General features: G+C 43.6%; 20 protein-coding genes and 1 tRNA gene. 10 read left to right on the forward strand and 11 right to left on the reverse strand.

Annotated features, from left to right (window positions below; all coding sequences use genetic code 11):
• Positions 1 to 52 precede the first annotated feature (52 nt).
• Positions 53 to 718, reverse strand: coding sequence for an OmpH family outer membrane protein (locus V144x_RS24915; protein ID WP_144989349.1), 666 nt, complete (start codon positions 716 to 718; stop codon positions 53 to 55).
• 553 nt (positions 719 to 1,271) lie between these two features.
• Between V144x_RS24915 and V144x_RS24920 the strand changes: the two genes are divergently transcribed.
• Positions 1,272 to 2,693, forward strand: a complete 1,422-nt coding sequence (locus V144x_RS24920; protein ID WP_144989351.1) for a hypothetical protein — start codon at positions 1,272 to 1,274, stop codon at positions 2,691 to 2,693.
• 90 nt (positions 2,694 to 2,783) lie between these two features.
• Here the strand turns inward: V144x_RS24920 and V144x_RS24925 are convergent, their stop codons facing one another.
• On the reverse strand, positions 2,784 to 4,067 hold the full coding sequence (locus V144x_RS24925) for a nucleoside permease (protein WP_144989353.1): 1,284 nt from the start codon (positions 4,065 to 4,067) through the stop codon (positions 2,784 to 2,786).
• A gap of 491 nt (positions 4,068 to 4,558) precedes the next feature.
• Here V144x_RS24925 and V144x_RS24930 point away from each other — a divergent pair, with 491 nt between their 5' ends.
• A complete protein-coding gene (locus V144x_RS24930) occupies positions 4,559 to 4,999 on the forward strand; it encodes a hypothetical protein (protein WP_144989355.1) in 441 nt (146 codons plus the stop codon).
• A gap of 83 nt (positions 5,000 to 5,082) precedes the next feature.
• Here V144x_RS24930 and V144x_RS24935 read toward each other — a convergent pair whose 3' ends face one another.
• Positions 5,083 to 5,952 (reverse strand): hypothetical protein, encoded by an 870-nt coding sequence (locus tag V144x_RS24935; protein ID WP_144989357.1) that lies wholly within the window; start codon positions 5,950 to 5,952, stop codon positions 5,083 to 5,085.
• A gap of 710 nt (positions 5,953 to 6,662) precedes the next feature.
• Between V144x_RS24935 and V144x_RS24940 the strand changes: the two genes are divergently transcribed.
• From V144x_RS24940 to V144x_RS24950, 3 genes are all read left to right on the forward strand, one after another.
• Positions 6,663 to 7,487, forward strand: a complete 825-nt coding sequence (locus tag V144x_RS24940; protein ID WP_144989359.1) for a DUF1571 domain-containing protein — start codon at positions 6,663 to 6,665, stop codon at positions 7,485 to 7,487.
• A 313-nt stretch (positions 7,488 to 7,800) separates the two neighbouring features.
• Entirely contained in the window at positions 7,801 to 9,174 is a 1,374-nt protein-coding gene (locus tag V144x_RS24945; protein ID WP_144989361.1) for a Gfo/Idh/MocA family protein, read from the forward strand.
• A gap of 1,028 nt (positions 9,175 to 10,202) precedes the next feature.
• Positions 10,203 to 10,685, forward strand: coding sequence for a division/cell wall cluster transcriptional repressor MraZ (locus tag V144x_RS24950; RefSeq protein WP_144989363.1), 483 nt, complete (start codon positions 10,203 to 10,205; stop codon positions 10,683 to 10,685).
• A 224-nt stretch (positions 10,686 to 10,909) separates the two neighbouring features.
• On the opposite strand, the gene mutY is transcribed toward V144x_RS24950, so the two are convergent.
• Positions 10,910 to 12,157, reverse strand: coding sequence for an A/G-specific adenine glycosylase (gene mutY / locus V144x_RS24955; RefSeq protein ID WP_144989365.1), 1,248 nt, complete (start codon positions 12,155 to 12,157; stop codon positions 10,910 to 10,912).
• Between the two features lie 61 nt (positions 12,158 to 12,218).
• Positions 12,219 to 13,325, reverse strand: coding sequence for a GTP-binding protein (locus tag V144x_RS24960; protein ID WP_144989367.1), 1,107 nt, complete (start codon positions 13,323 to 13,325; stop codon positions 12,219 to 12,221).
• A 182-nt stretch (positions 13,326 to 13,507) separates the two neighbouring features.
• Here V144x_RS24960 and V144x_RS24965 point away from each other — a divergent pair, with 182 nt between their 5' ends.
• Positions 13,508 to 14,728 carry a DegT/DnrJ/EryC1/StrS family aminotransferase gene (locus tag V144x_RS24965; protein ID WP_197998627.1) on the forward strand — a complete coding sequence of 407 codons (1,221 nt, stop codon included), beginning with the start codon at positions 13,508 to 13,510 and terminating at the stop codon, positions 14,726 to 14,728.
• Positions 14,729 to 14,747: 19 nt separating this feature from the next.
• Here V144x_RS24965 and V144x_RS24970 read toward each other — a convergent pair.
• The 3 genes from V144x_RS24970 to V144x_RS24980 form a co-directional block, all read right to left on the reverse strand.
• Positions 14,748 to 14,822 (reverse strand) — tRNA-Glu (locus V144x_RS24970).
• Between the two features lie 183 nt (positions 14,823 to 15,005).
• Positions 15,006 to 15,218, reverse strand: a complete 213-nt coding sequence (gene csrA, locus V144x_RS24975; RefSeq protein ID WP_144989370.1) for a carbon storage regulator CsrA — start codon at positions 15,216 to 15,218, stop codon at positions 15,006 to 15,008.
• Between the two features lie 540 nt (positions 15,219 to 15,758).
• Positions 15,759 to 16,085 carry an HU family DNA-binding protein gene (locus V144x_RS24980; protein WP_232098918.1) on the reverse strand — a complete coding sequence of 109 codons (327 nt, stop codon included), beginning with the start codon at positions 16,083 to 16,085 and terminating at the stop codon, positions 15,759 to 15,761.
• A 412-nt stretch (positions 16,086 to 16,497) separates the two neighbouring features.
• Here V144x_RS24980 and V144x_RS24985 point away from each other — a divergent pair, with 412 nt between their 5' ends.
• From V144x_RS24985 to V144x_RS25000, 4 genes are all read left to right on the forward strand, one after another.
• Entirely contained in the window at positions 16,498 to 17,061 is a 564-nt protein-coding gene (locus V144x_RS24985) for a response regulator transcription factor (RefSeq protein ID WP_144989375.1), read from the forward strand.
• A 119-nt stretch (positions 17,062 to 17,180) separates the two neighbouring features.
• Positions 17,181 to 17,756, forward strand: a complete 576-nt coding sequence (locus tag V144x_RS24990; protein ID WP_144989377.1) for an FHA domain-containing protein — start codon at positions 17,181 to 17,183, stop codon at positions 17,754 to 17,756.
• Between the two features lie 103 nt (positions 17,757 to 17,859).
• The gene (rsmD, locus tag V144x_RS24995) at positions 17,860 to 18,444 is read left to right on the forward strand and encodes a 16S rRNA (guanine(966)-N(2))-methyltransferase RsmD (protein WP_144989379.1); all 585 of its coding nucleotides are present in this window, start codon (positions 17,860 to 17,862) and stop codon (positions 18,442 to 18,444) included.
• Positions 18,445 to 18,539: 95 nt separating this feature from the next.
• Positions 18,540 to 19,415, forward strand: coding sequence for an alpha/beta hydrolase (locus tag V144x_RS25000; protein WP_197998628.1), 876 nt, complete (start codon positions 18,540 to 18,542; stop codon positions 19,413 to 19,415).
• 79 nt (positions 19,416 to 19,494) lie between these two features.
• Here the strand turns inward: V144x_RS25000 and V144x_RS25005 are convergent, their stop codons facing one another.
• The 3 genes from V144x_RS25005 to V144x_RS25015 all read right to left on the reverse strand — a co-directional run bounded on the left by V144x_RS25005 (position 19,495) and on the right by V144x_RS25015 (position 25,307).
• Positions 19,495 to 22,362: an efflux RND transporter permease subunit gene (locus tag V144x_RS25005; protein ID WP_144989383.1), complete on the reverse strand. Its 2,868-nt coding sequence runs from the start codon at positions 22,360 to 22,362 to the stop codon at positions 19,495 to 19,497.
• Between the two features lie 533 nt (positions 22,363 to 22,895).
• The gene (locus tag V144x_RS25010) at positions 22,896 to 23,696 is read right to left on the reverse strand and encodes an MBL fold metallo-hydrolase (protein WP_144989385.1); all 801 of its coding nucleotides are present in this window, start codon (positions 23,694 to 23,696) and stop codon (positions 22,896 to 22,898) included.
• A 285-nt stretch (positions 23,697 to 23,981) separates the two neighbouring features.
• Entirely contained in the window at positions 23,982 to 25,307 is a 1,326-nt protein-coding gene (locus tag V144x_RS25015) for a hypothetical protein (protein ID WP_197998629.1), read from the reverse strand.
• Positions 25,308 to 25,498: the final 191 nt, after the last annotated feature.

Genomic DNA, 25,498 nt, shown 5'->3' on the forward strand with positions numbered 1-25,498 from the left:
GCAGGACTGATTCCTGCGCTACATCCAATGGGAGTGGTCAGATACGAATCGCTTAGCGATTTGTACTTGTCTTTGGTCGACTTGTTGAACGAGTCGGTGTCCCTGAACCTGATGACTTGGGCTTGTAACTTCGGTTGAGGTAGTCCAAAACAGACAGCGTAATATCATCATCTGCACGGTGAAAAACAACCTGACGATTCATGCCTTGAATCAGTTTCTTAGGATCATCGGTGTCGAGGTTTTCCCGGTTAAACCGCATAATCAAAGTATAATTATAGATTTTGGCATACTTCTTGACTGTGTCTGTCACTTCCATATAAATGGTGTGATAGATACGAGATTCTTTACGCAGGAAGTCACGTTGAGCAACCTTGCGAAACGCTTCAAAGTCAGAAGCAGCCTGTGCCAATTGCTTCTCGCGTGCTAAGTATTCAGGGCTTCCTTGTTTGAAATCCTGCATTTCTTTTTGCACAGCTTGAATTTGCTCGGCCATTGCTTTTGCTTTGGCATCACTTTGCTGAATCTCTGTTTTTAATTCTTCACGTAATGCGGTAAATTTTTCATAATGCTTGAACACATGAGCCATATCAATCAGGCCAACTTTGTGCTCGACTGTTTTTGCATTGCCTGTAGTGCCTTGTGCAGACGCTGTTTCAGTGAAACAGGCTAAACAAGCGACAATAGCAATCACTGAAACTGATACTACTAATTTTTTCACGACCGAAGCACTCCTTTGCAGAATGGACCACTCTCCGTAGTGGTAATCAAACGAACTAAAATATTTTCTTGACTTGGATAACGAAAATGCCCCAGCCTCTGGATAACAGTTTCGAAATCAATCTCAGGGAAATGGTGTCTTAATCATAATAGGTATTGCTGAATTCTGTCATAGAACCGAGCTGACCATACCTAGGAGGACGATAATTTTGCATAGTTTGGATTTTACGTCAATACGAAAAAGTCTGCTTTCTCATTCCTTTTGTACAACACCATTTATAATCTTGCATAAAAATTGATTTGAGCGAGTTTCCGGTATATTCTGCTGATGATAAAAGAGGTTTTTTACGATCTATCCATTTTTTGGTCTTGCCATACTATCAAAATTGCGTTATCAATCGCTCCTCTTTCATTATCTCAAACTCTACCTATCTCACACTTGAATCCATTTCCAAACGTGATTCAAAAGCAATTCTATTTACTCAATCACTCTCAACCACATCATTAAAATTTTTCAAATGGGCTGTTTAAAAGTCAGCACGGAGGCTTATTCCATGTGTCCGTTAGACCGCTGGATCCTTACACCTTTATTAATAACAGGGGTATTATTATGCCTCGCTGACGAAACGTATGCGAAAAAACGTAAATTTCCTTACGAAGCAACAATTAACGCCGATGAAGCATTAGTAAGAAGTGGTAATGGTCGCCGTTATTACCCAACACTAAAACTCAAAAGAGGGAGCCGCGTTACCGTCCACCGGCATGACCCAGGTGGCTGGTTCATGATCACCCCCCCTCAGGGGAGTTTCAGTTGGATTCGAGCTGAATATGTTGAAAAAATTGGCCCCCGCCGAGGTCGCGTCACTGAAAATGGGGTTGTTGTGCGTGTGGGAAGTGCTTTTAATGAATCGCGCGATGTAGAACAGATTCGTCTCTCGAAAAATGATGAAGTCACAATTCTGGGTAGCAAAAACATTCAAACAGAATTCGGCCGAGTGTTGATGCTTCAGATCAAACCACCGGTCGGTGAGTGGCGATGGATGGAAGGTCACTTGTTAGTTCCTGCAAACCAATATCAACCCAGTAAAGGTGCTCCTGGCCCTGTGGATTCACCCATCGCAGGTACAAAGAATGACCCTTTTAGTCAAAATGTCACTCAGAATGGCTCAGCTCCTCCTAAACAGGAGATGATTAAAACTCCTACAGATGGCTCGGCACGACGCAGTCTACCTGAAGAAGATCAGATTGCCGCTGCCAAACAAGCGATTAAAACGATCGACATTCAGTTTCGCGCTATGATTGAGGCAGAACCAACTGCCTGGGATCTGGATGCGCTGGAAAAAGACTACAAAACATTACAACAAGAAATCACACATCCTGCCGTCGCCAGTAAAATTGATTTACGACTGGATGCAGTCGAACGCTATCGTAAAGTGCAGGCTGAATATGAAGATTTTCTCAAGCTTGCTGAAGAAACCAGCAAACGTGATGCAGAACTGGTTTCAATGGCTCCCGATCAAAATAAGACCAGCCGTTATCCTGATCCCAATACTGCTTCAGGTTCGGATTCTTTGATTCCTCCCACTCCTGAGCCAGCGAGTGAGCCAACCTTACCCGGTACACCACTTCCGCAGCCCAGCGCGCCAGCACCTGTACCTCCACAACAAAATACAACTCCCCTCTCACCAAAACCCCCCGTTCAAAAACCTCGGTTTTCAGGGGCAGGTATCGTACGACGTGTCAACAACGGTCGAAATGGAATGCCCACACATGCCCTGGTAACCCCAAGTGGACAGTTCCTCGCATTTTTACAACCGATTTCCCCCCAGATCAATCTGGACGCCGTCCAGGGGCGTCCGATGGGAGTCACTGGCAAACGCTGGTTCCGCTCGGATTTGCGGGGTGACTTCATTCTTGTAGAATCAATGACACAAGTGCGACTGCAGGCAGCTCCTGTTGTAAGACCCGGTCGATAATCGAAATCACGGTTCCCTCAGTTAACACAAAAAGCACCTTGTTCAATAATGAACAAGGTGCTTTTTAAACTTCATCAGAACAACAGAGAATTACACCATTTCTTCAGTGCTGGCGGCTTTGGCCACATCCTCTTCGCTGACATTCGAGGCTCCCTTCGGATCATCCTTAAACAGAATCATAAAGATGACCATAATTACAAAGGCTGCGACTGTCGGATAGATCCAGAAATCTTTCCAAGTCTCTAGTTTTGCAGCCCCTTCGCCTGTGACAATTGCATTGATTAAATTACCACTGATTAGAGCGCCGACAAGCATACCCACCCCTTGCGTCGCCAATACTAAAAATCCTTGTGCTTGTGCACGAATAGCGGGGCCTGCTTTCTGATCAACATATATTTGCCCTGTGACAAAGAAAAAGTCATAACAAATACCGTGTAGCAGAATCCCGGCAATAATCATCCAGGCAACGCCGTCAGAAGCACCTGCAGCAAACAAAGCATATCGAACAACCCAGGCGAACATGCCAAATAACAGCATCCGTTTCACACCGAGAGATTTGAAAAACAGTGGCATCAGGACCATGAATAGAACTTCGGACATCTGACCAAAAGACATTTTAAATGCAGGATTTGCGATCCCCGCATCAGCAACAAAAACAGGTGCATAGGCATAATATGCAGCCAACGGGATACAGATTAATAATGAACTCACTATAAATACTAGAAACGAACGATCCTTCAGAAGCGCAAGTGAGTCTAACCCTAAAATGTCGCGAACTGTGATTTTTTTTCCCTTAGCGGCTGGCGGTGTGTGAGGTAATGTCAAGCTGTAAATTCCCATGATAACGCCAGCCCCGCCTGCAACAAGCAATGGAGTCGCTGTCTTATCTGCTCCCAGGACTTTACTGACAATAATGTTCGCTACAATCCATCCTAATGTTCCAAAAACACGCACTAAAGGAAACCAGACTTCCTGATTCTTCAAATGAGAAAACGCGATGGAATTTGTTAGCCCCAAAGTTGGCATATAGCATAACATGTGTAACAAAAGTAGAAGAATGAAAGTGCCGCTTCCCGCACCGTTCTCTCCAACAACATTAGGGGCATAGTAAAGTGCAGCCCCGCCTAAAATCATCAGTACTGCAAGCACCCTTTCTGATGCAAAAAAACGATCTGCAATCATACCTAATATGAATGGGGAAATAATCGCGGCAATCGGACCAACAGTATATGCCCAGTAAATTGCGTTTCCCATTCCGTTGGCATCCATATAGTTTCCAACGGTTACGTACCAAGCCCCCCAGACGAAGAACTCAAGGAACATCATAATTGAAAGTCGAATACCAATGGCTAAAGGTGATTGCTGTGATGACATACTGGGCTAACCCTTCTCCTGATTCTGTTGCTAAATTCTAAGGTTACTGGATCTTTGATCGATACGATCATGTCCAGAAACCCCAATTCAGGCAAGGATAAAGGGATTCACTCCCAGTAATTTCTTTTGAATGGTCTGCCATTGCCATTGTCTGTTTGCCGGTTTTCTCAGGTTACTATGCTGCCATTGCTCGATCTCCTAACTCTGATCAGGTCTTCAGAAGAGACTGGAGCATGTAATTCAAGCATCTTAACTCATTAGACACTTTATGAAACAAATATGACATAAACCATTACTATAATACATCTTGTAACTCCAAACTCACACAAAACAAAAACATCTCAATTTTCTCATTTTATCTATATTTACATTTCTAAAATAATCGATACAATCAGTTTAATCCGAATAATTGATACAATCGGAACAGGCGGAACTCACTCTCACCTTACTCTCGAATAAAAATTGTCACCGCTTTCTGAGAGATCTTAATCATGCATCTATTAAACAAATTTTGGAGTGAAGAACTCGGTTTGGTCGTATCAGCCGAGTTAGTCATGTTAGGCACCGTTGGAGTCCTTGGAGCCACCGTTGGCTTAAGTACCGCCTCAACAGCCATTAATGATGAACTGCTGGAGTTCAGCCATGCGATCCGCAGCCTGGATCAAAGTTATCATGTAGAAGGCCATCAAAGCTGCCGTGCCTGGACAGCATCTTCTTCTTACCGGCAGCAAGATGTTGAAATTTCTCGTGCGGACCTGTGTGGCCAAATTGAGAGCATGCAGAACGCAGAAAAATCTTCTGAGAAACAGTCCACAATCAAAAAACGCAAAGCCCCTCCTAAAGCGAAAGAGTTGCGAAAGAAGTTGGAACAAAAAAAGAAGAATGAAAATAAGAAGAAGTCAAAACAGAAAAAAAAGAATCAGAACGCTTAATTGCCATTAAGTCGTAATGCATCTAAAACAATCAGCCCTCTATTAGTGAGCTACTAAAAGAGGGCTGATTGTTTTAGATGCGTCTATTTATTTCGATTCCACTCATCAACCTGTTGTAAAACCTGAATGACAGCTTTCAAGGGATCAAGCGCTTCTGCTTCAAAGCGTCTGGAAATCCTTGGGTTCTGAGGCGGAGAATAAGAACAACTAAATAAGAATTCATTAGGGCGCCCCCCTGGCTCAAGTCGATAATCTCTGATCCCCAATTCATTCAACTTTTCAACGGCGGCACCCCATGTGACAGGATCTCGTCGCAACATTTTCTCTGCTCGTAATCGAAACTGTTCATCAACTGGTTTGACGGCAGCCGGACGTGAGGGAGGCACCTTTTCGAATGGATTCGCTTCGTTTTCAACCTGTAGAATCTCTTGATTAAAGGTCCCAGCCGATTCGAGCGAAGCCTGTTCCGTTTCGAAAGACGCCTGTTGAATCGATTTGTTTTCTAAATTCTGTTCGGACATTCGGCCCGAGTTTGCAGAAGAAAGGCCGATCCCTTTCTGATCTACTTCAAGCTTGGAGGGAACTGTCTCCAACTCCCAACCTTCGAGCGCGCCAGCAGGTGGCAACCATTCCTCTTCGTTAAAGGAACCCTTTTGAGTCGATGCCATTTTTTCGAAGGGACTTTTCGTTTCTCCCCTGTTTTGATTCGGCCCCGACCGTTGAGAAAAATCACCTTCGCTTCCCAAATCAATTTCATCTGCTGAAGCATCAAATGAAATATCTTCGAATTGAGAGCCCGAAAACCCTTCGCTGTTGGCTTGCTCATTTTCATTGAAAGGTGACTTTTTAACGGGAGCGATTTCCGGAATGCCAAATATGGCCAACATCGGAACTGCGACCAAAGGTATCAGCATTAGTATGGTAGAAAAAAAGTCATTCGATTTGGAGCGCATTTGCGTTTCTCCTCCATGTTCGCAACACGCTGTCGGAAATTATCCGACTTGAACAATGGGAACACTCCTTGTTCTCAATGTTGGGGTTACCAGGAACCATATTGGTTAACCACAGTCTTATTCGATCAATGTTTGTATTTCTTGATGTATTTGAATTAACAAATCACGGATCATTTTCCTGAGAAAACCATACTGAGCTTATAAAAACTCAACATTTTCAACTCAAGGGAGCGGATCATACAGAAACTCCAGAGAATCAACAATTGGAGTTTTCAAGAATCTCTTAATTTCAGAAATTCTCAACAACTTCAACTTGTACTCCATGAGGCATATCATGTTAGAATAGGCAAAAAACAGCCTATAAACAGAATGTAAAAATCACGACACAGATGTTAGATGAGATAATCTAAAGATTCTGTCTTGACAATTTACAAAAAAACAAAGAGAACATGTAATCAAATTTATTACGGTTTGCCAATTAGTTCGATTAGTAGTCTACAAGGTCGAGCCAAAACACGGATGGTATCTATTCTCGACACTAAATTACAAGACCGTAATACCTCACAAAAAGAGGGCTTCATTTCAGAAGTTCTTGTTTAGCAAAGTGGTCTATTTTCTTACTAGTTTTGTGGCAGTTTTTCCGACAACAGTGATCCGTTGGAAATGAGCCCAAAACAAGTGGATTTCGACAAAGGGAGTCACGAAATTCAATGGTAAAACAACACACTTACCAATCAAACTTCGTTCTGGTCCGCCAGACTAAAAAAGTGGCTATCATGGCAGGGCTTATGGTCCTATCAGCGATCACTACTCTGACTCAAACCAATTTGCTTTCGGCAGCAGATGCAGAGCATCCACTTGATCCTGCAATCAGGCTCGCAATGAAGAGCTATGATACAACCGCTCAAGTGAAAGACTTCGAAGGCACCTTCATCAAACGGGAAAAAGTAGGACGCCGCATGCAACCTACTCAGACAATGAAGATTAAATTCCGTGAGAAGCCTTTAAGTGTCTATCTACACTTTCAGAAACCACATACAGGAAGAGAAGTTATTTATTTCCAAGGTAGAAATGGAAATCAGATCCTCGCTCATGAAACAGGGATCAAAGGACTTGTAGGAACGATTTCTCTTCAACCTAACAGTCCTCAAGCAATGGATGAAAGCCGTTACCCCATTACAACGATCGGCATCCGAAAAATGTTGTTTCAAATTCTGAAGCAATGGAAAGAAGAACGACAAGTCAATGCAGGGGTGAACGTGAAATATTTCCCTGATGCAAAGCTTGGTAACATGCAATGTAAAGTCCTGGAAACAAGTTACCCACAACAAAAACCAGGACTCCGCTTTCAAATGACTCGTTTATACATCGATAAAGCAACCAATCTACCAGTTCGCGTCGAACAATATGACTGGCCAACTAGAAGAAACAGCAAGCCTGAATTGGTAGAAGAGTACACGTATACGAACATCCGCACGAACGCAGGACTGAACGATGCTGACTTTGACCCCAAAAATCCCGCTTACAACTTCTAAGCAAAAGCTCATAAATTAACATATCTCACAAATCAAACCCCGAAGGCTGAGCTTCAGTCTCCGGGGTTTTTTATTGATTTTGAATCGGGCTTCTTCGTTTGCTCTTCTTACCACAACTGCAATCCACGCTTACAAGTTGCAAGTGGTTCTCTCACATTGATATAATCAGATATTATTATATGTATTTATCTGATAGATCTTCGACTACATAATTAATCGTCGCCCAGCATCCCGATTTCAATCGGTTGATCAGATAAAATCAACATCCCACTTTGATCCTCAAATAATTCAATGAACCACAAAGGAGTCCAACATGAGTGAAGCGCCTAAAGATACCTCATCACGCCGCGAGTTTTTGAAAAATTCGAGTCGACTCGCTGCCGGGGCTTCTGTTTTAGCGGGCACTGCAATTCCACACGTCTATGCCGCCGACCAAAATACAATCAAAATCGCGTTAGTGGGATGCGGAGGACGCGGGACAGGTGCGGCAGCCAATGCACTTTCAACTACCAGCGGCCCTATCAAGTTGGTCGCAATGGCAGATGTCTTTGACAACCGCTTGAACACAAGTTATCAAAGCCTCAAAAAGGCGTTTGGGGACAAAGTCGACGTTCCTGACGACCAGAAATTTATCGGCTTTGATGGATATGAAAAGGCAATCAGTTGTCTTGGACCAGGCGATGTTGTCTTACTGGTTACACCTCCCGCATTTCGATGGGTTCACTTCGGTTATGCCATCGAAAAAGGGATTAACGTTTTCATGGAAAAACCTCTGACCGTTGATGGTCCCAGTACACGCAAGATGCTTGAACTGGCTAAGAAATCAGAAGAAAAAAATCTCAAAGTCGGCGTCGGTCTGATGTGCCGTCACTGTAAAGCCCGTCAGGAACTTTACGACCGCATCAAGCAGGGACAGATTGGAGATATTCTGGAACTTAGAGCCTATCGTATGGCAGGTCCAACGGGATCTGCAGCCACAGGTCCTAAACCAGAAAAAATGAGCGAACTACTCTATCAAATTAAAAACTTCCACGGCTTTCTTTGGGCCAGTGGTGGAGGATTCAGTGACTTCCTCATCCATAACATCGATGAAAGTTGCTGGATGAAAGATGCCTGGCCTGTTCAAGCCGATGGCTCAGGTGGCCGACACTATCGAGGGGATAATGTCGATCAGAATTTCGACAGTTACAGTGTTGAATACACCTTCGCTGACGGAACTAAGATGTTTCTGAGAGGCCGGACCATGCCTGGCTGTCGTCAAAAATTTGCCAGCTTTGCCCATGGAACCAAAGGTTTGGCAGTGATTTCCACGTCCGCTCATCATCCAGCCAAAGCACGCATCTATAAAGGCTATAATGAAGCGAAAGAGAATCTGGCATGGGCATATCCTCAACCAGAGCCAAACCCATATCAGTTGGAATGGGATGACTTGATCAATGCAATTCGACAAGACAAACGTTACAATGAAGTCAAACGTGGTGCGGAAGCCAGTCTGGTAACTTCAATGGGAAGAATGGCCGCTCATACAGGGCAAGTCGTGACCTACGATGAAATGCTTAACTGTAAACAAGAATTTGCACCTGATGTCGATAAATTAACATTGGACTCCCCTGCTCCGGTACTGGCACGAGCCGATGGCTCTTATCCTGTACCACTGCCTGGTATCTTGAAACGTCGTGAATATTAAAATTCATTGACAATTCTTAAGTTGCAACCAAACACTTCTATTGCCTGGCGAGTTTCGAATGAACTTCGGAGTTCTCGCCAGGCAAACGGAAGTAATCGTTGAACAGTCCCCTTCCTGATTCACATTTACATTTCCTTTCAATCGCATTCAAGCACTCGTGACAAATGCAAGTCTTTCAAATCAGCCTATTCTCCACTGAGATTCTGTATCATTTTTTATAGATTGACATGACCGTGTCTCCCTCCAAAATGCGCAATCTGCGTCGCGCGTGAGTAAATGATTCTTACTCATGAATACTTCTACCTCTGATGATATTATCACTATAAAACTGACTGTTTTTTGCTGTTAAGAATGTGAAACTTCAGCATCAGTTTTCGATGATCACCTTCTTATCAGCTGATTTCAAACAGTATCAAATATGAATCAAGTGCCATCATCAGATACTACTACAGTTTCAATCACATATCACATGAATCACATCGCTAAACCCACACAGGTCAATTTCAATGATCTTCAAAGTCACGAGAAAAGCTTTCAGATCAAATAAAAAATCAGAGTGATGGAATTGGCAATCTCAACTCATCAATCATTTTCAGTTGAACCGAGAGGGCCGATAGGATGGCCTCCCTCAAACAACTAGCATGTGCCTGTAAACATTCTATCTATTATGTCCCTGATTACTGATGCTAAAAATTTATGCTGATCAGCTACATAAGCGACATATAGAACTAGAACGTACTGAAAACATGATCCCAGAGAACGGGGCTATCAACTTCTTCTGCTACTTTTCTTTTTAATTTCACTATGTGAAAAATTGTCGCAAAAAGAAAAATTGACAAAATCGAGAGAATTCGACAATCAATGATTGCCTTTTTGGTAATCGAGCTGTAAATTCTTATCTATGTGGGTTTCTTACCCAATTGATCTTTGAAAACTTATTGATTGTGGGTTATCCGCCCAGTATAATATTGAACTCTTTCACAATCACTGAAAGACGATAGACAAACACCCTTTTTTGAAGGCTGGCAATGAGCGGTGAAGCATTTATTACGGGGGAAGTGAAGCGAACGGTTGATGACCGATTTCGTATCTCGTTGCCTGTAGAAATGGCTCAAGCCATCGCCGACGAATCAGGGGAAACAATGTTAACCAAAGAACGAGCTGGCTGCCTCAGCCTCTGGAAGGCCTCAGACTGGCAAGCCAGACAACAACAGGGCGTGGATCTGATCAAGCAAAAGATTCAGGCACATCGCTTAGAAAACCGCTGGGACGAGGTACAACGCCTGGGGCGTTTACTGTCTACCAGAAATCGAACCATTCAATTGGCCAATCGATCTCGCTGTACAATTCCCGAAGGATTTCGAGAGTTTCTGGGAGTCCAACCAAACCAGGATGTCATGATTATCGGTGCCGTCATTTGTGTCGAAATCTGGAATCCTCAAGCATGGCAGAATCTACTGGAACAAGATATGCCTGAATTCGGAACACTCTTCAAAGAACTATCCGGCTAACCCACCAATCTGATCGCAATACACATTGTTCTTCAGCGTCTTTGACTACAGGAGAAGGAGGCGACTCATTCAGAATCCCCATCTCATCCGAATACCCTAAAGGCTTAAATTCCATGGAAGGCTTTTTTGGCACGGATGCCGCTTTCTTCTCTTAAGTCAAATACGTTTTCCCCATTCTCAATCTCAGGCAATTTTGAGAATGGGGATTTTTTTGCGCAGTTGGACTAGTCAAATGAAGGTATTTCTTGAGCTAAAAGTTTAGCGAACTTTCTTCCAGTCACTGAAAGCGGATACGCTTCTAACTCACTGACAGTGACCCATCGATAGAGTGCTTGCTCCTCACCCTGCAAACGCGAAGAAGAAACCTGGCTCGCATCAGCAGACTCAATGATTGCAACAAAACAAAGCAAACGAATTTTATAGCGAGTCACACTATGTCGAATCTCGGCAACAAACTGATGAAGCGATGCCTTGACCCCGGCATGCTCTCGCAAATATTCCTCCAAGCGAGGAACGACGTCCACTGATAATCCCGTTGGAAAATCATCTTTACCCGACCGTTCGTCGTTGTGTTCTGCAAACAACATCTTCTGACCATTTGATTTTTGCTTTTTCAGAGCAGGATGAGCAAGTCCGTTCATGTCCTCCAACGTAAAACGGGGAAAGTCCCATAACCCTGCCCAACGTTCTCCCGACATTCGTTGCCGAATCATCACTTTGTGCCCTTCAAACACGGCAATACTGACATCAGTAAGGGGAGTGATTTCAGGTCGCACCTTGGGAATCGGAATCTTATGCTGCCTGTCTTTGAGAAATGCTTCACACGCCGAGCTGACGGGACATTGATTGCATGCTGGATTTTGAGGCGTACAAACCAGACTCCCCAAGTCCATTAATGCCTGGTTAAAAATCCCAGGTGACTTACGTGGTAAAATGAGTTCTGCAAAGTCCCATAGTTGATTTTGCCCTGATTTGGATCTCGGATCTTCCTCAAGTCCAATCAATCGAGAGTAGAGCCGCAATGTATTGGCTTCTACAATCGGAGCCGATTGGTCGTAGGCAAAAGAACAAATGGCTCCCGCAGTATAACGGCCTATTCCAGGCAGTTTTTGGAGCGATTCGAGACTCGTAGGAAATTTGCCTTGATACTCCTGCACGATGATCTTAGCAGACTTATGAATATTGCGCGCCCGGCTGTAGTATCCAAGACCTTCCCAATTCTGTAGCACTTCGCTTTCCTCGGCATTCGCTAATGTCTGCACATCTGGAAAACGGGTCATGAATTTTTCAAAATAAGGAATCACGGCTGCAACAACAGTTTGCTGCAGCATGATTTCACTGATCCAGACGGTGTAAGGATCGTTAATCTCTCGCCAGGGCAGATCACGCTGATGAGTGTTGTACCAGGACAACAGTTGTCGGCGAAATCTCTGCCGAAGCTTCGGATCAAATATAGGACTCAGCTCAGACATTAGACTCAAGTTAAATCACAAATGAATCATGATTGATGAAAACAGATGGCAATCGCGAACATCACTGAGGTGACGCATAGCGGTGTGTTGGCACGGGTCTACCCGGACGAAAGCTTTGAGTCTGACGAAACTCTAAATTTGCGTTTAATGTTTTTGCACAATGCTGCAAAACATGCGTCACCTGCTCTGTTAACGCTTCTGGATCACAGGCAACGCGTGCATTCACAATCAGATCCAGTTCGTTTACTGTGCAGTCTGAGGGTAGAGATAATTTTGGTGCGCTGTCATTGCTAATCAGATTAGCAACACCATAAAATCCTTCCCATAAACCGATCACTTTAAGGTGCGCTGTCTCAACTTCCTTTTCCTTAAATGAAATTTGCAACTGAGAAATGACGTCCAGCAATAACTGATCGAGAGAAAACGCATTTTCAGATGTGACGCGCACGCTACTATTCAACCAGCCAAGTTCAGCTTCACCCTCTGCATAAATGTCATAGTCAATGTCAAGGATCTTACTCCCAAAATCACCATCCTGTTTTAAGAACTCAACCAGTGCTTCAAAACCTTCTCCTGTGAGGGCGGATGTTCTTAAGACAGGAGTCCCGGGAAAGTGTTCATCAACTAAAGCAGTAAGTTCATCAACATCTTCAGCTGCAAGCTCATCAATGCGATTGACCAAAATCACGTCTGCTTCTTCCAGTTGTTTTTTCAGTATGTAAGCAGCTTTTGGGGAAAAGCCGGACCCTTTTTCATTTTTCAAAATCTTTTTACCATGACTGGGCTTCATGAGAACGGCATAGGGATGGATAGAAAACTCCGCATCAAACAAGCGTTTAATAGGCTGAATCACAGTTGCTACAAGATCAGTACAGCTGCCAACCGGTTCTGCCAGAATCACATCGGGCTTCGATTTTGATCCCAACTCTTCGATCGTCTCCATCAGAGCATCAAAATGACAGCAGAAGCAGGCCCCCGCGACTTCGCCCACATGCAGACCTTGTGACCTCAAGGTATTTGTATCGACTAAATCAGAAGCCTGGTCGTTGGTAACGACTCCCACATTCAACCCCTGATCGGAATAATATTTTGCCAATCGCCCTAAGGTTGTCGTTTTTCCAGCCCCTAAAAAACCACCCACCATTATGAATTTGATTTGATGTGTCATATTTGACTCACTCACTAATGAAATTGATTTTGAATTACTAGAATTAATGTGCTCTAAACTCGCCGGTTGTAGTCTGCAATCGCACGATATACATAGTTTAGTTAAACATTCTTCAGTACAATACTATGGGGATCACGAATTCCGACTTCCGATCTAAAATCCAAAACCAGCCACCAATGCTTATGAACAGTTCATCACAAGAAAAACCTGCTATTTTAGGTGGAACACCATTGTTTCCCCAAGGTCCTCCAGAGTGGCCTCTACCAAATCGCGAGGTCAATCAAATTCTACAAGAGGCACAAAAATCGGGTGTGTGGGGCAAGTATCATGGCCCTTATTCAGAACAATTACAGCGAGAACTTGCCGCACTTCATCAGACTGAAGAAGTGGTTCTTTGCTCGAGTGGCACTGTTGCCATCGAACTTGCACTGCGTGGGCTTGGAATCGGAACAGGTGATGAAGTCATTCTCGCAGCCTATGACTTTGAAGGAAATTTCAAAAATATTTTGACAGTTGGCGCCACGCCGATGCTTGTTGATGTCAATCGCAGGAATAGTAACCTGGATATCAGCCTCCTAGAGCAAGCCGTGAGCAGCTCTACAAAATGCATTCTGGTATCTCACCTTCATGGAGGGCTGGTCCCGATGCAAGCTGTGAAGAAGCTCGCAAAAAAATGGGGAATCCCTGTCATTGAAGATGCCTGCCAATTACCTGGTGCGAACATTGAAGGACAAATTGCCGGAAGCTGGGGAGACATCGGAGTACTTAGCTTTGGTGGTAGTAAATTATTAACGGCAGGCCGTGGGGGTGCACTATTTACGTCTTCACCCCAAATTGCACAACGAGTCAGACTTTACTCATACCGTGGAAACGAAGCTTACCCATTGACAGAATTACAGGCAGGAATATTACTACCACAAATTAAATCGCTTCAGGAAGATAATCTAAAACGACATAAAAATGTGTTACATTTGCAGCAAAAACTGGAAGAAACATCGGGACTGGTCAGCTTTCAAAACGACGAAAGTACAAATGGAACCACTTCCTGCCCTGGCTACTACAAATTGGGTTTCCAATATCAACCGGAGCAGTTCGCAGGTATGTCCAGAGCTCAATTTTGCCAATCGATGCAGGCCGAAGGAATCGCCCTACACCCCGGATTCAGGGCATTACACACGATTCATAGCCAAAAACGATTTAAACAGTTTAATGAGTTACCAAGTGCCTCAGCATGCGATCGCAATCTCGTACTGTTGCATCATCCAATTTTATTAACGGATGAAAAAAATATGGAAATCATCGTAAGAGCAACGTCGAGAATTCAGAACCACGCAGATGAGATTGTTCGAAGCGAAACACTTCAAGATGAACACAAAAAAAGCAACGACTATTCAATTGAATAATCGTTGCTTTTACTTAAACTGACCCCAAGGGGATTTGAACCCCTGTTTTCGGGATGAAAACCCGATGTCCTGGGCCTAACTAGACGATGGGGCCGGTGAGATTAGTAATCTAAGGTTTCCATCGGATAAGTCAAGCGGATCGCATTAACAGAATCCACGTTCTCTGAAAAAACTTTTGAATACTTTACCCAAACTCGCTTGATGTTCAGAAATCAATGAAATAAAAAAAGCCGCCCTCAGGCGGCTTTAGTGGTATTCAAAGATGCACAAAGCAAAGTTATTGCACGACTTCAGAAGTCCCATTCTCTTTGGTAGAAACTTGATTCTGCTCGTTCTGAATTGCGTCATAGACTTCGCTACGATGAATGGGAACATCGCGAGGGGCTTCAATTCCCAAGCGGACCTTGTCACCGCGTATCTCAACAATCGTAATGACGATATTCTCATCAATCACGATTTTCTCATTTTTCTTGCGCGATAAAACTAACATGCCATTTTCTCTCTGAGGATGCATAATGCACCCTGCGTAAATCTAAATGTAGTGTTCTTTGGTAGGGAAAACACTACTGCAATTAATCGGTATTATCACCAATCAATCATATACGGCTAGATTTTACATGCCCACATTTATACCGTCAAGAGGCTGGCGCAGCACAACACTGCATACACACTCTCTTCCAGTGTAGGGAGAAGCAGCATATTTTAATATTCTAATTTCGATGAAATGCGTAAAGCATATTCTTAAAAGCACTTACAATAATATCTTCCAGCAAAAAACCAACAGTGCCATTCTTCACAAAAAACACTTAAATTTCGAATAAAATTTGAATTTAAGTGTTTTAAGTTATCAAGACCCCTACAAAATCGAGAGTCAGGACGACTTTCTGACAAGTGAGCAAGCGAACCTCAGGTCTTTGATTTATGACATCGTTACAAACAAACGAAGGTAAGATGCAGTTTCCCTCAGTGGAAACTGCATCTATACAATCTTGTTTTTGCTGAGTAAGATAAAGGGCTGATAGAAAGGTGATTAGACCATTTCTTTCAGTGCTTTAAGAGGCCGTACTTTAACGACATTTCGGGCAGGCTTTGCAGCAACCTGCATCATCTCGCCAGGCTTGAATGGATTGGGGCGTGTTGTCGCCTTGGTTGCTGGCTTTCGCTGAACTTGGATTTTCAGAAGACCTGGCATATTGAAGACACCTGGACCCCGTTTCCCAATATTCTTGGAAATCAAATCACTTAAGCTATCAAGAACACTTGTTACTTCTTTCTTGGTGAGTCCAGAACTTTCAGCTAGTGCATTGAGGATCTCTGTTTTGGTAAGTGGCTTATCTTTAGTAGCCTTTGCTGCCATTGTGAACTCCTGATACTGGAATTTGAAAATGAAAGAAGTGGGGAGCCACCTCGTCATAGTGAGTTGTAATCCTGTTTTCAGCCTGAGAAATCACTAAAACTCTCTCATGGCCAAGCGTAAGTAAAGTGATCTTAATTCTAAAAGTCAATGTGTTTGTCCCTATTTTTTAGGACTTTTTGCTATTTCCACCGAAATTATTTTTTTTGCCGTGTCATTTAATTGTTCCTCTGAGATAATAAAACTCTGGCTTTTATTGATGGAATATTCAAAATTCGACTGTTGATGAATCCCATTTTTTATAGGCACACTCTTCCGACAGAGTGAAAATGAACGAAATATTTTTCAGCGAAAGTGAAAGATAAAAACAAAAAGCCCGACGGAACCGGGGACACTGAAACAGGGAGTCTCCCTAATGGCTACGAATGAAACTCGCTTTGATATGACATCTTCGATCGTCAATCACATTCTTGTTGTGGACGACGAACAGGATACCGCCTTATTTCTCAAAAAACTTCTAGAGGAACATGGCTACCATGTAACAATAGCGAAAGACGGCGGACAAGCCCACTCATCATTCAGTATGCACAAACCTGATTTTGTGATTCTAGATTTAATCATTCCTCACGAAAGTGGTTTTGAAATCTGTGAACGGATGAAACAAAAAGAAAGTGATGTTCCCATCCTCATTTTGACTGCAATTGACTCTCCAGAATCACGTCAGTTAGCAAAACGAGTTGGTGCGGATGGTTATCTGTTGAAACCGTTTGACCCGGATGAATTACTGGAAATGATCAAAGAGATTTCAAATGATGTCTGGGAACATGATCACCTCGATTCTTCCAAGGAAGATCTGGACGAACGAATTCATTTCTACTGTCCCTGTGGTAAAAAGCTAAAAGTTCGCGTTAGACATAGAGGACGCACAATGACCTGTCCCTCATGTCAAGAAGCACTTGTGGTTCCTCTGTATGATTAAGTCGATTCATCTTACTTCGTTTCAATAATTTTTTAATTAAATAAATATGAAACTAAAGTTCTCAATACCTTATCATCAAAGGAAATGGGTCAACTTCAGTTTTAATTTTGAGGGCTAGTATGCCAAAATTCATTATCAAAACAGGTAAGCATCAGGGGAAAACGTTAAAGCTTCCTGAAAGAGACATCACCATTGGTCGCGAGCTGGAATGCGATATTCGTATCACTGACTCTGATGTCAGTCGCAGACATTGCCAATTAATTGTCCTCGACGAAAAAATCTCTGTGATTGATTTAAAAAGCCGTAATGGAACTTACGTTAATGATGTCGCAATTCAAAAAGAAACACCTCTTCAGCCAGGTGCCTTGCTTCGCGTAGGCCCAATGGTATTTGAGTTAGTAGGGGCGAAAAAAGCTGTCAAAAAGCCAAGCAATTATACCCCTGATCCAGCGGATCCACCGCTCTCAGATGACGATATTTCAAGCTGGCTCTCGGAGGATACAAACAATTCAGCCGCTTCACCAGGTGACACGACGATTATCCCTACGACAAATTTCCCCCCCACGGATTCTGATTCAAATACACCCAAACCTAAACCCAAGGAGAAAAAAGAATTCCACTCTGTAGCTGAGGAAGCGGCAGACATCATCAAAAAACATTGGGAACGCATGGCACAAAAGAGGGAAAATGAGTAACACTTCTCATCGCAATCAAGTCTTTATATAATATGGATTTAAATTAATTTTCCATCAGTGTGACTACTGAATTTCCCACCAGTTTTATTGAAACGACAGAGCAGTGCGTATTATAGCAGGTAAATATCGTCGGCGTAAATTACATACCAACCCAGGCCAGACAACACGCCCGATTACCGACTTTGTAAAAGAAGTGCTCTTTGAATGGTTAGGAGAGACCGTCAAAGAAAAGCGTGTTGCTGACATTTACGCGGGAACGGGATCACTGGGTCTGGAAGCACTCAGCAGAGGGGCCAGGAGTGTTGTTTTCATCGAACAAGATCGTAAAGCACACGAGCTTCTCAAACGCAATGTTGAAAATATCGGCGCGGAAAAAGAAACTCTCTGCTGGAAGACCAATGCCCAACTTTCCTCCTTCCGACCAAAAAACGTTCCGGATTTTGTCCCTTTCGACATGATCTTCTTCGACCCTCCCTACAAGATGATCGATGATCTCAAACCCGGTTCGCGCTTATATGAATCGCTAGAAAGGCTGGCCAGAGATACTGTCTCTTCTGAAAACTGTATCTTAATACTGAGAACGCCACGCGATGCTGAATTCGAATGTCCCACTCTCTGGGAACAATTCGATTTATTGCAAAAATCGAGTATGGATATTTACTTCATGAAAAAACGAACATCCAGCTAAAAGCAGGAACCGATCGTCCATTCCGGTCAAAAAAAACGAGGTCAGAATCAATGATAGATAAATCTTTTTTCAATACTCGATCTTGGATGATTTGTGTGTTGTCAATCATATATCTGACATTATTCAACGCGATGACATTTTCTGAACAGCAGCCTGTACCCCAGAAATTCAAAACCATTCGGAACATTCCCTATGACACAACAATTAAACTAGGAAAACATTTTAAGAGTCTAGATTTATATATACCAGCATCTGGAAAAAATCATCCCATTGTAATCTGGGTACATGGTGGTGGCTGGAAAATTGGTGACAAACGAGGCGTAAACAACAAACCGCAATTCTTTACCGAACATGGTTTCATTTTAGCTAGTATTAATTACCGACTTTATCCACAAGCCACATACGATCAACAGGCACAGGATGTTGCAGAAGCAATTCATTGGGTCCGAGAACACGCTAAAAAATATGGAGGTAATCCGGACCAAATTTTCCTCATGGGACATTCAGCGGGAGCACATCTGGTCGCCTTGGTTTCCACGAATCCCGCTTATCTCAAAAGAGAGTCGCTTTCGCTGAAATCAATTAAAGGAACCATTTTACTGGATGGTGCCGGTTATGATATTTCGGAACGAATCAGGACTGCTGGCCCGACTGCAAAAAGGCTCTATACAACAATATTCGGAACTGATGAGAAAACGTGGAAAACGGCGTCGCCCATCACTTATATACACGAAAAGCAATCCATTCCCCCTTTTTTAATCGTGCATGTTGCTGAAAGAGCAGAATCCAGGCGTCAGTCTGAAAGTCTGGAGAAACAGTTGAGATCAAAGGGAATTTCCTCGAAAGTGGTCTCTGCGCAAGGAAAAACTCATCTAACAATCAACCGAGAAATTGGGCTATCAGATGATGTTCCCACTCAGAAGATCTTAGAATTTTTGAAAAACGTACGAAAGCCTTCGCAAGACAAATAGGCTAACCGCAATCACTGTGTTTCAAAACTTTATAGCACGCCAAATCGTTTGAGAAAACCAATCATTTATCGATTTCGGACTAAGTCTCGAATGTTTTCTCAGACTGTGCACGCTTGATAGCATGCTGTAAATGTGGCATCGTTGCTTTACCTTCCTGTAACAGCGGAACATCTGCAGCCGCCTCTTTTTTCAATGATGTTTCAATCAAGGAACCCAGAGGGCCAGCCAGAAGTGCAGGCAAAAAGATAATATCAGCCACCAGGGCTGCAGTGACCAGAGCACACATCAAGATCCCAAAACGGCTAACCAACAGAAGATCAGCTGGATACAACATTGCCAAACTGATCGCGACAGCAGCGCTGGTTTGCCACATGGCCGGTCCGCAGTGCCCGAGTGCAGCAGCCACTGCTTCTTGCTTGGTCTTTCCCTCCTCGATACCAATTTTGAACCATGTCAGTAGGTGCAATGTTCCATCAACGGCAATACCAAGCGCGACTGATGCGGTAATCATCGTACCGATATCGATCGAAATATTCATCCAGCAAAGCAATCCAAAAACCACGCCGATGGGCATCAGATTGGGTAACATGGTAATCAGTCCGGCAAGAGGACTACGCAATAGAATCATCATCACGACAGCAATCACAGCAAAAGCCAAACCAAAACTTTTGATCAAGCTTTCAAGAACTGCTTCCTGAGTGCGGAGAAACAGGGGAATCGTGCCTGTCACAATATGCGTGGTCCCTGCATGATCTCGTAAAACAGACTGGGTGACCTGATTTAAATCTCGCGTAAGATCTCCATAATTCAAATCCGTCATAATGGCGACCTGAGATGTAATGCGCCAAAGCTCGTCTCCTTCGTTCACAGGCACAGACCTCGCACCATTTGCGGTTTCCTGCTCTAGTACTACTTCCCGATCAGCGAGATATAGAAACGATTTGGCAGTTCCTGACTCGAGGCTTTCGCGGACACGTCTTTCGGTTTCATTCACACGTTTTGCATGTCGTAATTTTTGAAATGTGCTCGCTCCTTCAGGCAACGCCTCTGAAACGGGCCGAAAATCAGCCAGGGAAATAGAGCCACTGATTTCGGGATGCTCTTCAATACGACCTTGAATTTTTCGAACCAGTTCAACGCGTTCAAGAAAATTCAAATTATCCTGTGCTTTTTTATCAAAACGAATGACGGTATCAACGGGCGTAATCCCTGAAAGATTTTCTTCCAGGAATAAATAGTCCTGAATCACGCGAGATGAATCGGGAAAATACTTAATCACCTTTGTTTCCGTTCGGAACCACCTGAAGCCATAACAGGAAACGGCAAAAAGCACCAGGCAACTCAATGAAACGATCATTTGATGTCTGGACAGCACGTTCCCTAACTTTTGCCAGTTCCGAGTGTCAATCTCAGACGCCTTTGGAGGCTTCGCTGGCCATAGTTGTAACAAGGACGGCAAACCAAATAACACCATTAATAAAGAGATGAGGCAACCAATCGCGGAATAGAGGCCGAAGTCACGAACTGGCGATAACGGGCTGGTTATCAAGGATGCCAAACCGATGGCTGTCGTTAAACTGGCCATCATACAGGGAGCACGAGCCATTTCGACAGCTTCCACTACTGCTGTTTTCATATTTACATGCGCTGCGTGTTTCCAGTAGTTTGCAACATGAATCGAACCGGAAAGTGTCAATACTGTCAACAACGTCGGCATGACAACCAGAACCATATTCATGGTTCCTCCAGTCAGAGGCACAATGGAAACAGCCACAAAAGTAGTAAAGTAAGAAACTAACAATACGATACAGGAGAGTCTGAGACTCCGTAACATAAAAAAGGCGAGGGCGATTCCAATTAATCCTGAAAACAAAGTCACAGACCGTTTGTGAAATTGCCAGGCAGGGTAGTCTGAATCCCAAGAAGACTTTTTAACCATATGATTCAAAGCAGCTCCTGCAACGGGTCTGCCGCCGAGATGAAGACTTTCTGCTGGGATACCTGCTTTGAATGCTGCCGCTTTAACAGCATCGACAGCAGCACCATGATCCGCATCGCCGGGATTCGACAATGCAATCGAAATCGAGATCGGAGTACCAGTTGCAAAAAAACAATCTTCAATTAAAGTCGGTTGAACCACAGGAGTAGAATCTGTTTTCTCTTCTGTACTCGCTCCCAACGGCTCGGGTAGAATCGTGGGACGTGTTAAAGAAAGTGCCAACTGTTTTAATTGGTTCGTCAGTTTTGCATCAGGTTGCATACGTGTCCAATAGACCTGGAAATCGTGGGCAGGAATCGAAGCCACCAATGCCTTAAAATCGACTTGCTCTTCACCCTCATCAACAGGCTCTTTAATGGTTTCTTCTTCCTCAGATTCATCAACCATTTCCACCCACTCTTTAAAAGCGGGCTTAACAGACAATACCAAACCTAATTCGCTTTTCGCTTTTTCGATGAGTTCCTGAGTGGTCTGCTCCTGCCGCTTCTTACCAGCTTCGGTTAAGCGGATTTTTAGCATCCCCGTACCAAGTAACACTCCTTTCAAACGCTCTTGCGCCTCCTCAGGCTCAATACGGTATTCAACCATCCTCTGAATGGCGTCCTGTGGCGTCACCACTTCCTCGATATAAGGGGAGCCACCATGTCGCAATCCTTTTTCGTCGGCGGTCCCCATCAGCAGCGTTTTCAGACGCTCTGCCCGCGTATCTGTGAGTGAGCTTCCTTCCCAGGAAACAAGAATACGGTCTTCTATACCAAAACTCTTACGATGCCAGGACAGAACTTTCGACTGTGGGTCATCAGGTGGAAGCCAGTTCTCCACATTGTTTTCTTGGCGAATCTCTCGCAAAACTCCTGCCAGCACAGGGGTTATGAAGATCATTAAGACTACGACCCATAATGAGAGATTATGTCCCCAGGGATCGCGTTTTTCGAAAAACGAAGCCATTAAGTAATCCAATAGCCTGAAATAGGCTTTATCAAATTAACGAATTTCAGCTCTCAAACTGTAAGATCGAAATTCAAGTTGAAAGTTGTTTGATTCAAAAACTGCTTAACAGACCTGACTTGAGATTTCTTCCAGAGAATTCCAGAACTCACTCAAATCGGAATCACCAAATTGTCACACTTTTACAGGATGAATCAATCGAGAATGTACCAAAAATATGAAAAGCCCGATTCCAGTTAACAGCCAATATGACTTTTTACGATCGACACATATCGGTATTTTTCGTCGTCGCATCGGGTTAAACTTGTCGCAACACAAGCAACATTTGTGTTTGTGATGAAGATCCTGATAATGATAGCAATTTTGCGGATTATAGCATCAGGAATATGGCCATAGAGAACTGAAACTCCCATAAAAAAGATAAAATAGGGAGTTCAGTAATTGTTTAAAATTAAGCTTTCAGACGACCTGAGCTGAGCCAGCAGCTTCACAAACAGATAAAAAGTGAACGTAAAGTCACATTTTCAGAGAACTTATTGCGCGGTATCAGGATCAAATCCCTTTACGAGCTCGTCGTCCCACTCGTCCTGCAGTGGCCAATCGATGGCGCAGGTCCCGAAATCTGCCATATGCAAATAAGTATTCAAACGATCAATAGTCGCTTGCAAGAGTTCCTTTTTGTTCCGAAAGATTGGACCGTGACTGGGGAGTAGCCATTTTGCATCACAGTCCCGAATACGCTCTAACGAATTAATAAAGTCCGGAATATCAGAACCATGGTGGGCATCAATGTGCCCAACACAACCATCCCGATAGATGTTGTCACCTGAGAAAAGTAGCTCTCCAAAACGAAACGCCAATTGCCCATCTGTGTGTCCCGGTGTGTGCCAGACTTCCAGATTGATCTCTTCACCCAAGTGAATAATGTCCCCTTCTTTTACTTCAATATCAACTTTACACGGAGGCATATCAATCGAAATACCTTGTGCACTAATTTCTGCGTAAGTACTGATTCGATCGCCTACTTCGAGTAGTCGGGCGGCACTCGGATGTGCAATGACCTCGGCCGAGGGTAACAATTCTTTGGCACGGCTGAGCCCCTGAATATGATCGACGTCAGCGTGAGTTGCAATCAGATATTTGCAATTTGCCAGCGGAAAATCCATCTGTCGAATCATTTCAATGATTTCTGACACGGTGTCTTCATACCCAATGTCGATTAACAACCATTCATTCTGATCATTGAACACAAGGTAAACACAACACCCTAAACGCTGTCTGGCTTGATAATTGATTTCGATGACGTGTGGAAATACTTCGCGTCGGGGCAACATCCCGTAAGCTCCTAGTAGTATTAAGCTTAATAGTTGATAATCGTGATTTCAGATAAGCTGGAAACGAAATTGTATATGGGAGCAATTTTATTATCCCACCCTGCTCAAACAGAGAGAATCACCCCATGATTACAACTCAATGATTGAGTCATTCTATGCATCACTATTCGCTGAAACAACCAATATCAAAGCAGATGTGAGTGTATAAACCCGATTTTCAGAAGAAAGCTCGAACACTCGCTTCACTTCTAATACTGTAGTACGGTCATCACCGAACGGCGAGGGTTAAAGTTTCCAATAATCAGGCAGACCGGATTTTGTTTCGATCAGAATTTCCAGAATGGCTCGGCGGTCATGTGCGCTCAAGTGAGCGTACTTTTTGGTTTGATCCTTACCAGACAGAATTTCCCACAATCGTCGATAGACTTTATCCAGAATGGGACGTGGCAGTGCATCAAATGATTCTGAATAGATCAGATAACTGCAGGGGTATTTAAACAACCGCTGTTCCAGGTCGAAGTCGCGCAATGAACGTCCCCGACGATCTCGTGGGCCTGACAATGGAAATTCGGTTTGATAACTGGAAACCCCTTGAATTCGATCTTGCAGCACCAATTCGTCAGTAAACAACATGTAATCGAGCAAGCGATTGGCCGAACTTTCAAAACGTCTTTTCGTACTGTCACTCTGAAATGATGTTTCTCTCTCCAGCATCTTGTTCATGACTGCCGCATCTCGCAAAGTGATACGTCCTTCAAACTGTGCGCGGGTAATCAAGTTATGCATCTTGGCCTGATGCTCCAAAACCATCAATGACACAATATCGCTATGCGGCCTCAAGTAAGCACTTGTATCGAACCATTTCTCCAGATCAATGGCATTCGCGCCACTCTCGCGATTCAAATTATTGGAACTGTCCCCTTTTCGAAAAAGCAGATTTCCCATGTGGCGCATTTTTCCATGAGTTCCCGAGACATACCAGCCTCCCCAGCGCTCATGAAACGGACTGGATTGATCGCTGCGGTAGGTACCCTCACGAAAGACAGGCATACCATCAGGACCAGGGTAAACAGATCTCATGATGTGACCTGGAACCCCCTGAGTCATTGATGAAGCATGACACTGAGTACATTCAAACGTTTTTCGCACGAACGTCGGTCGAGATGTTTTTGTTTGAGAGAGTGTATAAAAAACAGTTCCCAGTTTCGCATCACTGGCAGAAACTTCCAGTACTGAGCCGCCTTGCACAAAACCGACATACAAGTCGTCATTAAAATAAAGCGCGCGAGGTGATTGGGGATCGATGTGCTTTACCTGCAAACTCGTTTTTGAAAAAACAAGTACTTGAGAAGAAACCGGAATCTCCAAAGACTTCAATACGTCAGCTAAATAGCCGGTTCCCTTTTTCCGGTCGAATGTCAGCTTGATCTGATCCTGCTCTAGCTTTTTTTGTAAACGAGTGATTCGATTTTCTGGTTTCGCCTTGTTGTAATTGATGGGCGTTTCTTCAAAGCTGACTTGGGCAAACAGTAACACCGGCACCTGCAAAAAACAGCAGAAACCAATCAAACGAAGACCATTCATAAGCACATTCAAAATATTGGCATACATGGGTGAGTCATTCGAAGTTAAAGGCAGGAAACAAACGCACTACAAATATACTGCAATCTGCTTTTTGGGGCAGGCCAGAACCCATATCGGACATTAATATCCATTTTAGCCATCTTTTTTCTTCTGTCAACCTACTTTTAAATACAATCTTATCGACCTAAACTGAGGAATCACAAGAATGATCAAAGATT

This window comes from Gimesia aquarii (assembly GCF_007748195.1).
Classification (GTDB): domain Bacteria; phylum Planctomycetota; class Planctomycetia; order Planctomycetales; family Planctomycetaceae; genus Gimesia; species Gimesia aquarii.

Excerpts from the sequence above, each read along its gene's own strand:
- V144x_RS24920 (WP_144989351.1), top strand. The coding sequence starts at position 1,272 with ATGTGTCCGTTAGACCGCTGGATCCTTACACCTTTATTAATAACAGGG.
- V144x_RS24925 (WP_144989353.1), bottom strand. The coding sequence starts at position 4,067 with ATGTCATCACAGCAATCACCTTTAGCCATTGGTATTCGACTTTCAATT.
- V144x_RS24930 (WP_144989355.1), top strand. The coding sequence starts at position 4,559 with ATGCATCTATTAAACAAATTTTGGAGTGAAGAACTCGGTTTGGTCGTA.
- V144x_RS24935 (WP_144989357.1), bottom strand. The coding sequence starts at position 5,952 with ATGCGCTCCAAATCGAATGACTTTTTTTCTACCATACTAATGCTGATA.
- V144x_RS24940 (WP_144989359.1), top strand. The coding sequence starts at position 6,663 with ATGGTAAAACAACACACTTACCAATCAAACTTCGTTCTGGTCCGCCAG.
- V144x_RS24945 (WP_144989361.1), top strand. The coding sequence starts at position 7,801 with ATGAGTGAAGCGCCTAAAGATACCTCATCACGCCGCGAGTTTTTGAAA.
- V144x_RS24950 (WP_144989363.1), top strand. The coding sequence starts at position 10,203 with ATGAGCGGTGAAGCATTTATTACGGGGGAAGTGAAGCGAACGGTTGAT.
- mutY (WP_144989365.1), bottom strand. The coding sequence starts at position 12,157 with ATGTCTGAGCTGAGTCCTATATTTGATCCGAAGCTTCGGCAGAGATTT.
- V144x_RS24960 (WP_144989367.1), bottom strand. The coding sequence starts at position 13,325 with ATGACACATCAAATCAAATTCATAATGGTGGGTGGTTTTTTAGGGGCT.
- V144x_RS24965 (WP_197998627.1), top strand. The coding sequence starts at position 13,508 with ATGAACAGTTCATCACAAGAAAAACCTGCTATTTTAGGTGGAACACCA.
- csrA (WP_144989370.1), bottom strand. The coding sequence starts at position 15,218 with ATGTTAGTTTTATCGCGCAAGAAAAATGAGAAAATCGTGATTGATGAG.
- V144x_RS24980 (WP_232098918.1), bottom strand. The coding sequence starts at position 16,085 with ATGGCAGCAAAGGCTACTAAAGATAAGCCACTTACCAAAACAGAGATC.
- V144x_RS24985 (WP_144989375.1), top strand. The coding sequence starts at position 16,498 with ATGGCTACGAATGAAACTCGCTTTGATATGACATCTTCGATCGTCAAT.
- V144x_RS24990 (WP_144989377.1), top strand. The coding sequence starts at position 17,181 with ATGCCAAAATTCATTATCAAAACAGGTAAGCATCAGGGGAAAACGTTA.
- V144x_RS25005 (WP_144989383.1), bottom strand. The coding sequence starts at position 22,362 with ATGGCTTCGTTTTTCGAAAAACGCGATCCCTGGGGACATAATCTCTCA.
- V144x_RS25010 (WP_144989385.1), bottom strand. The coding sequence starts at position 23,696 with ATGTTGCCCCGACGCGAAGTATTTCCACACGTCATCGAAATCAATTAT.
- V144x_RS25015 (WP_197998629.1), bottom strand. The coding sequence starts at position 25,307 with ATGTATGCCAATATTTTGAATGTGCTTATGAATGGTCTTCGTTTGATT.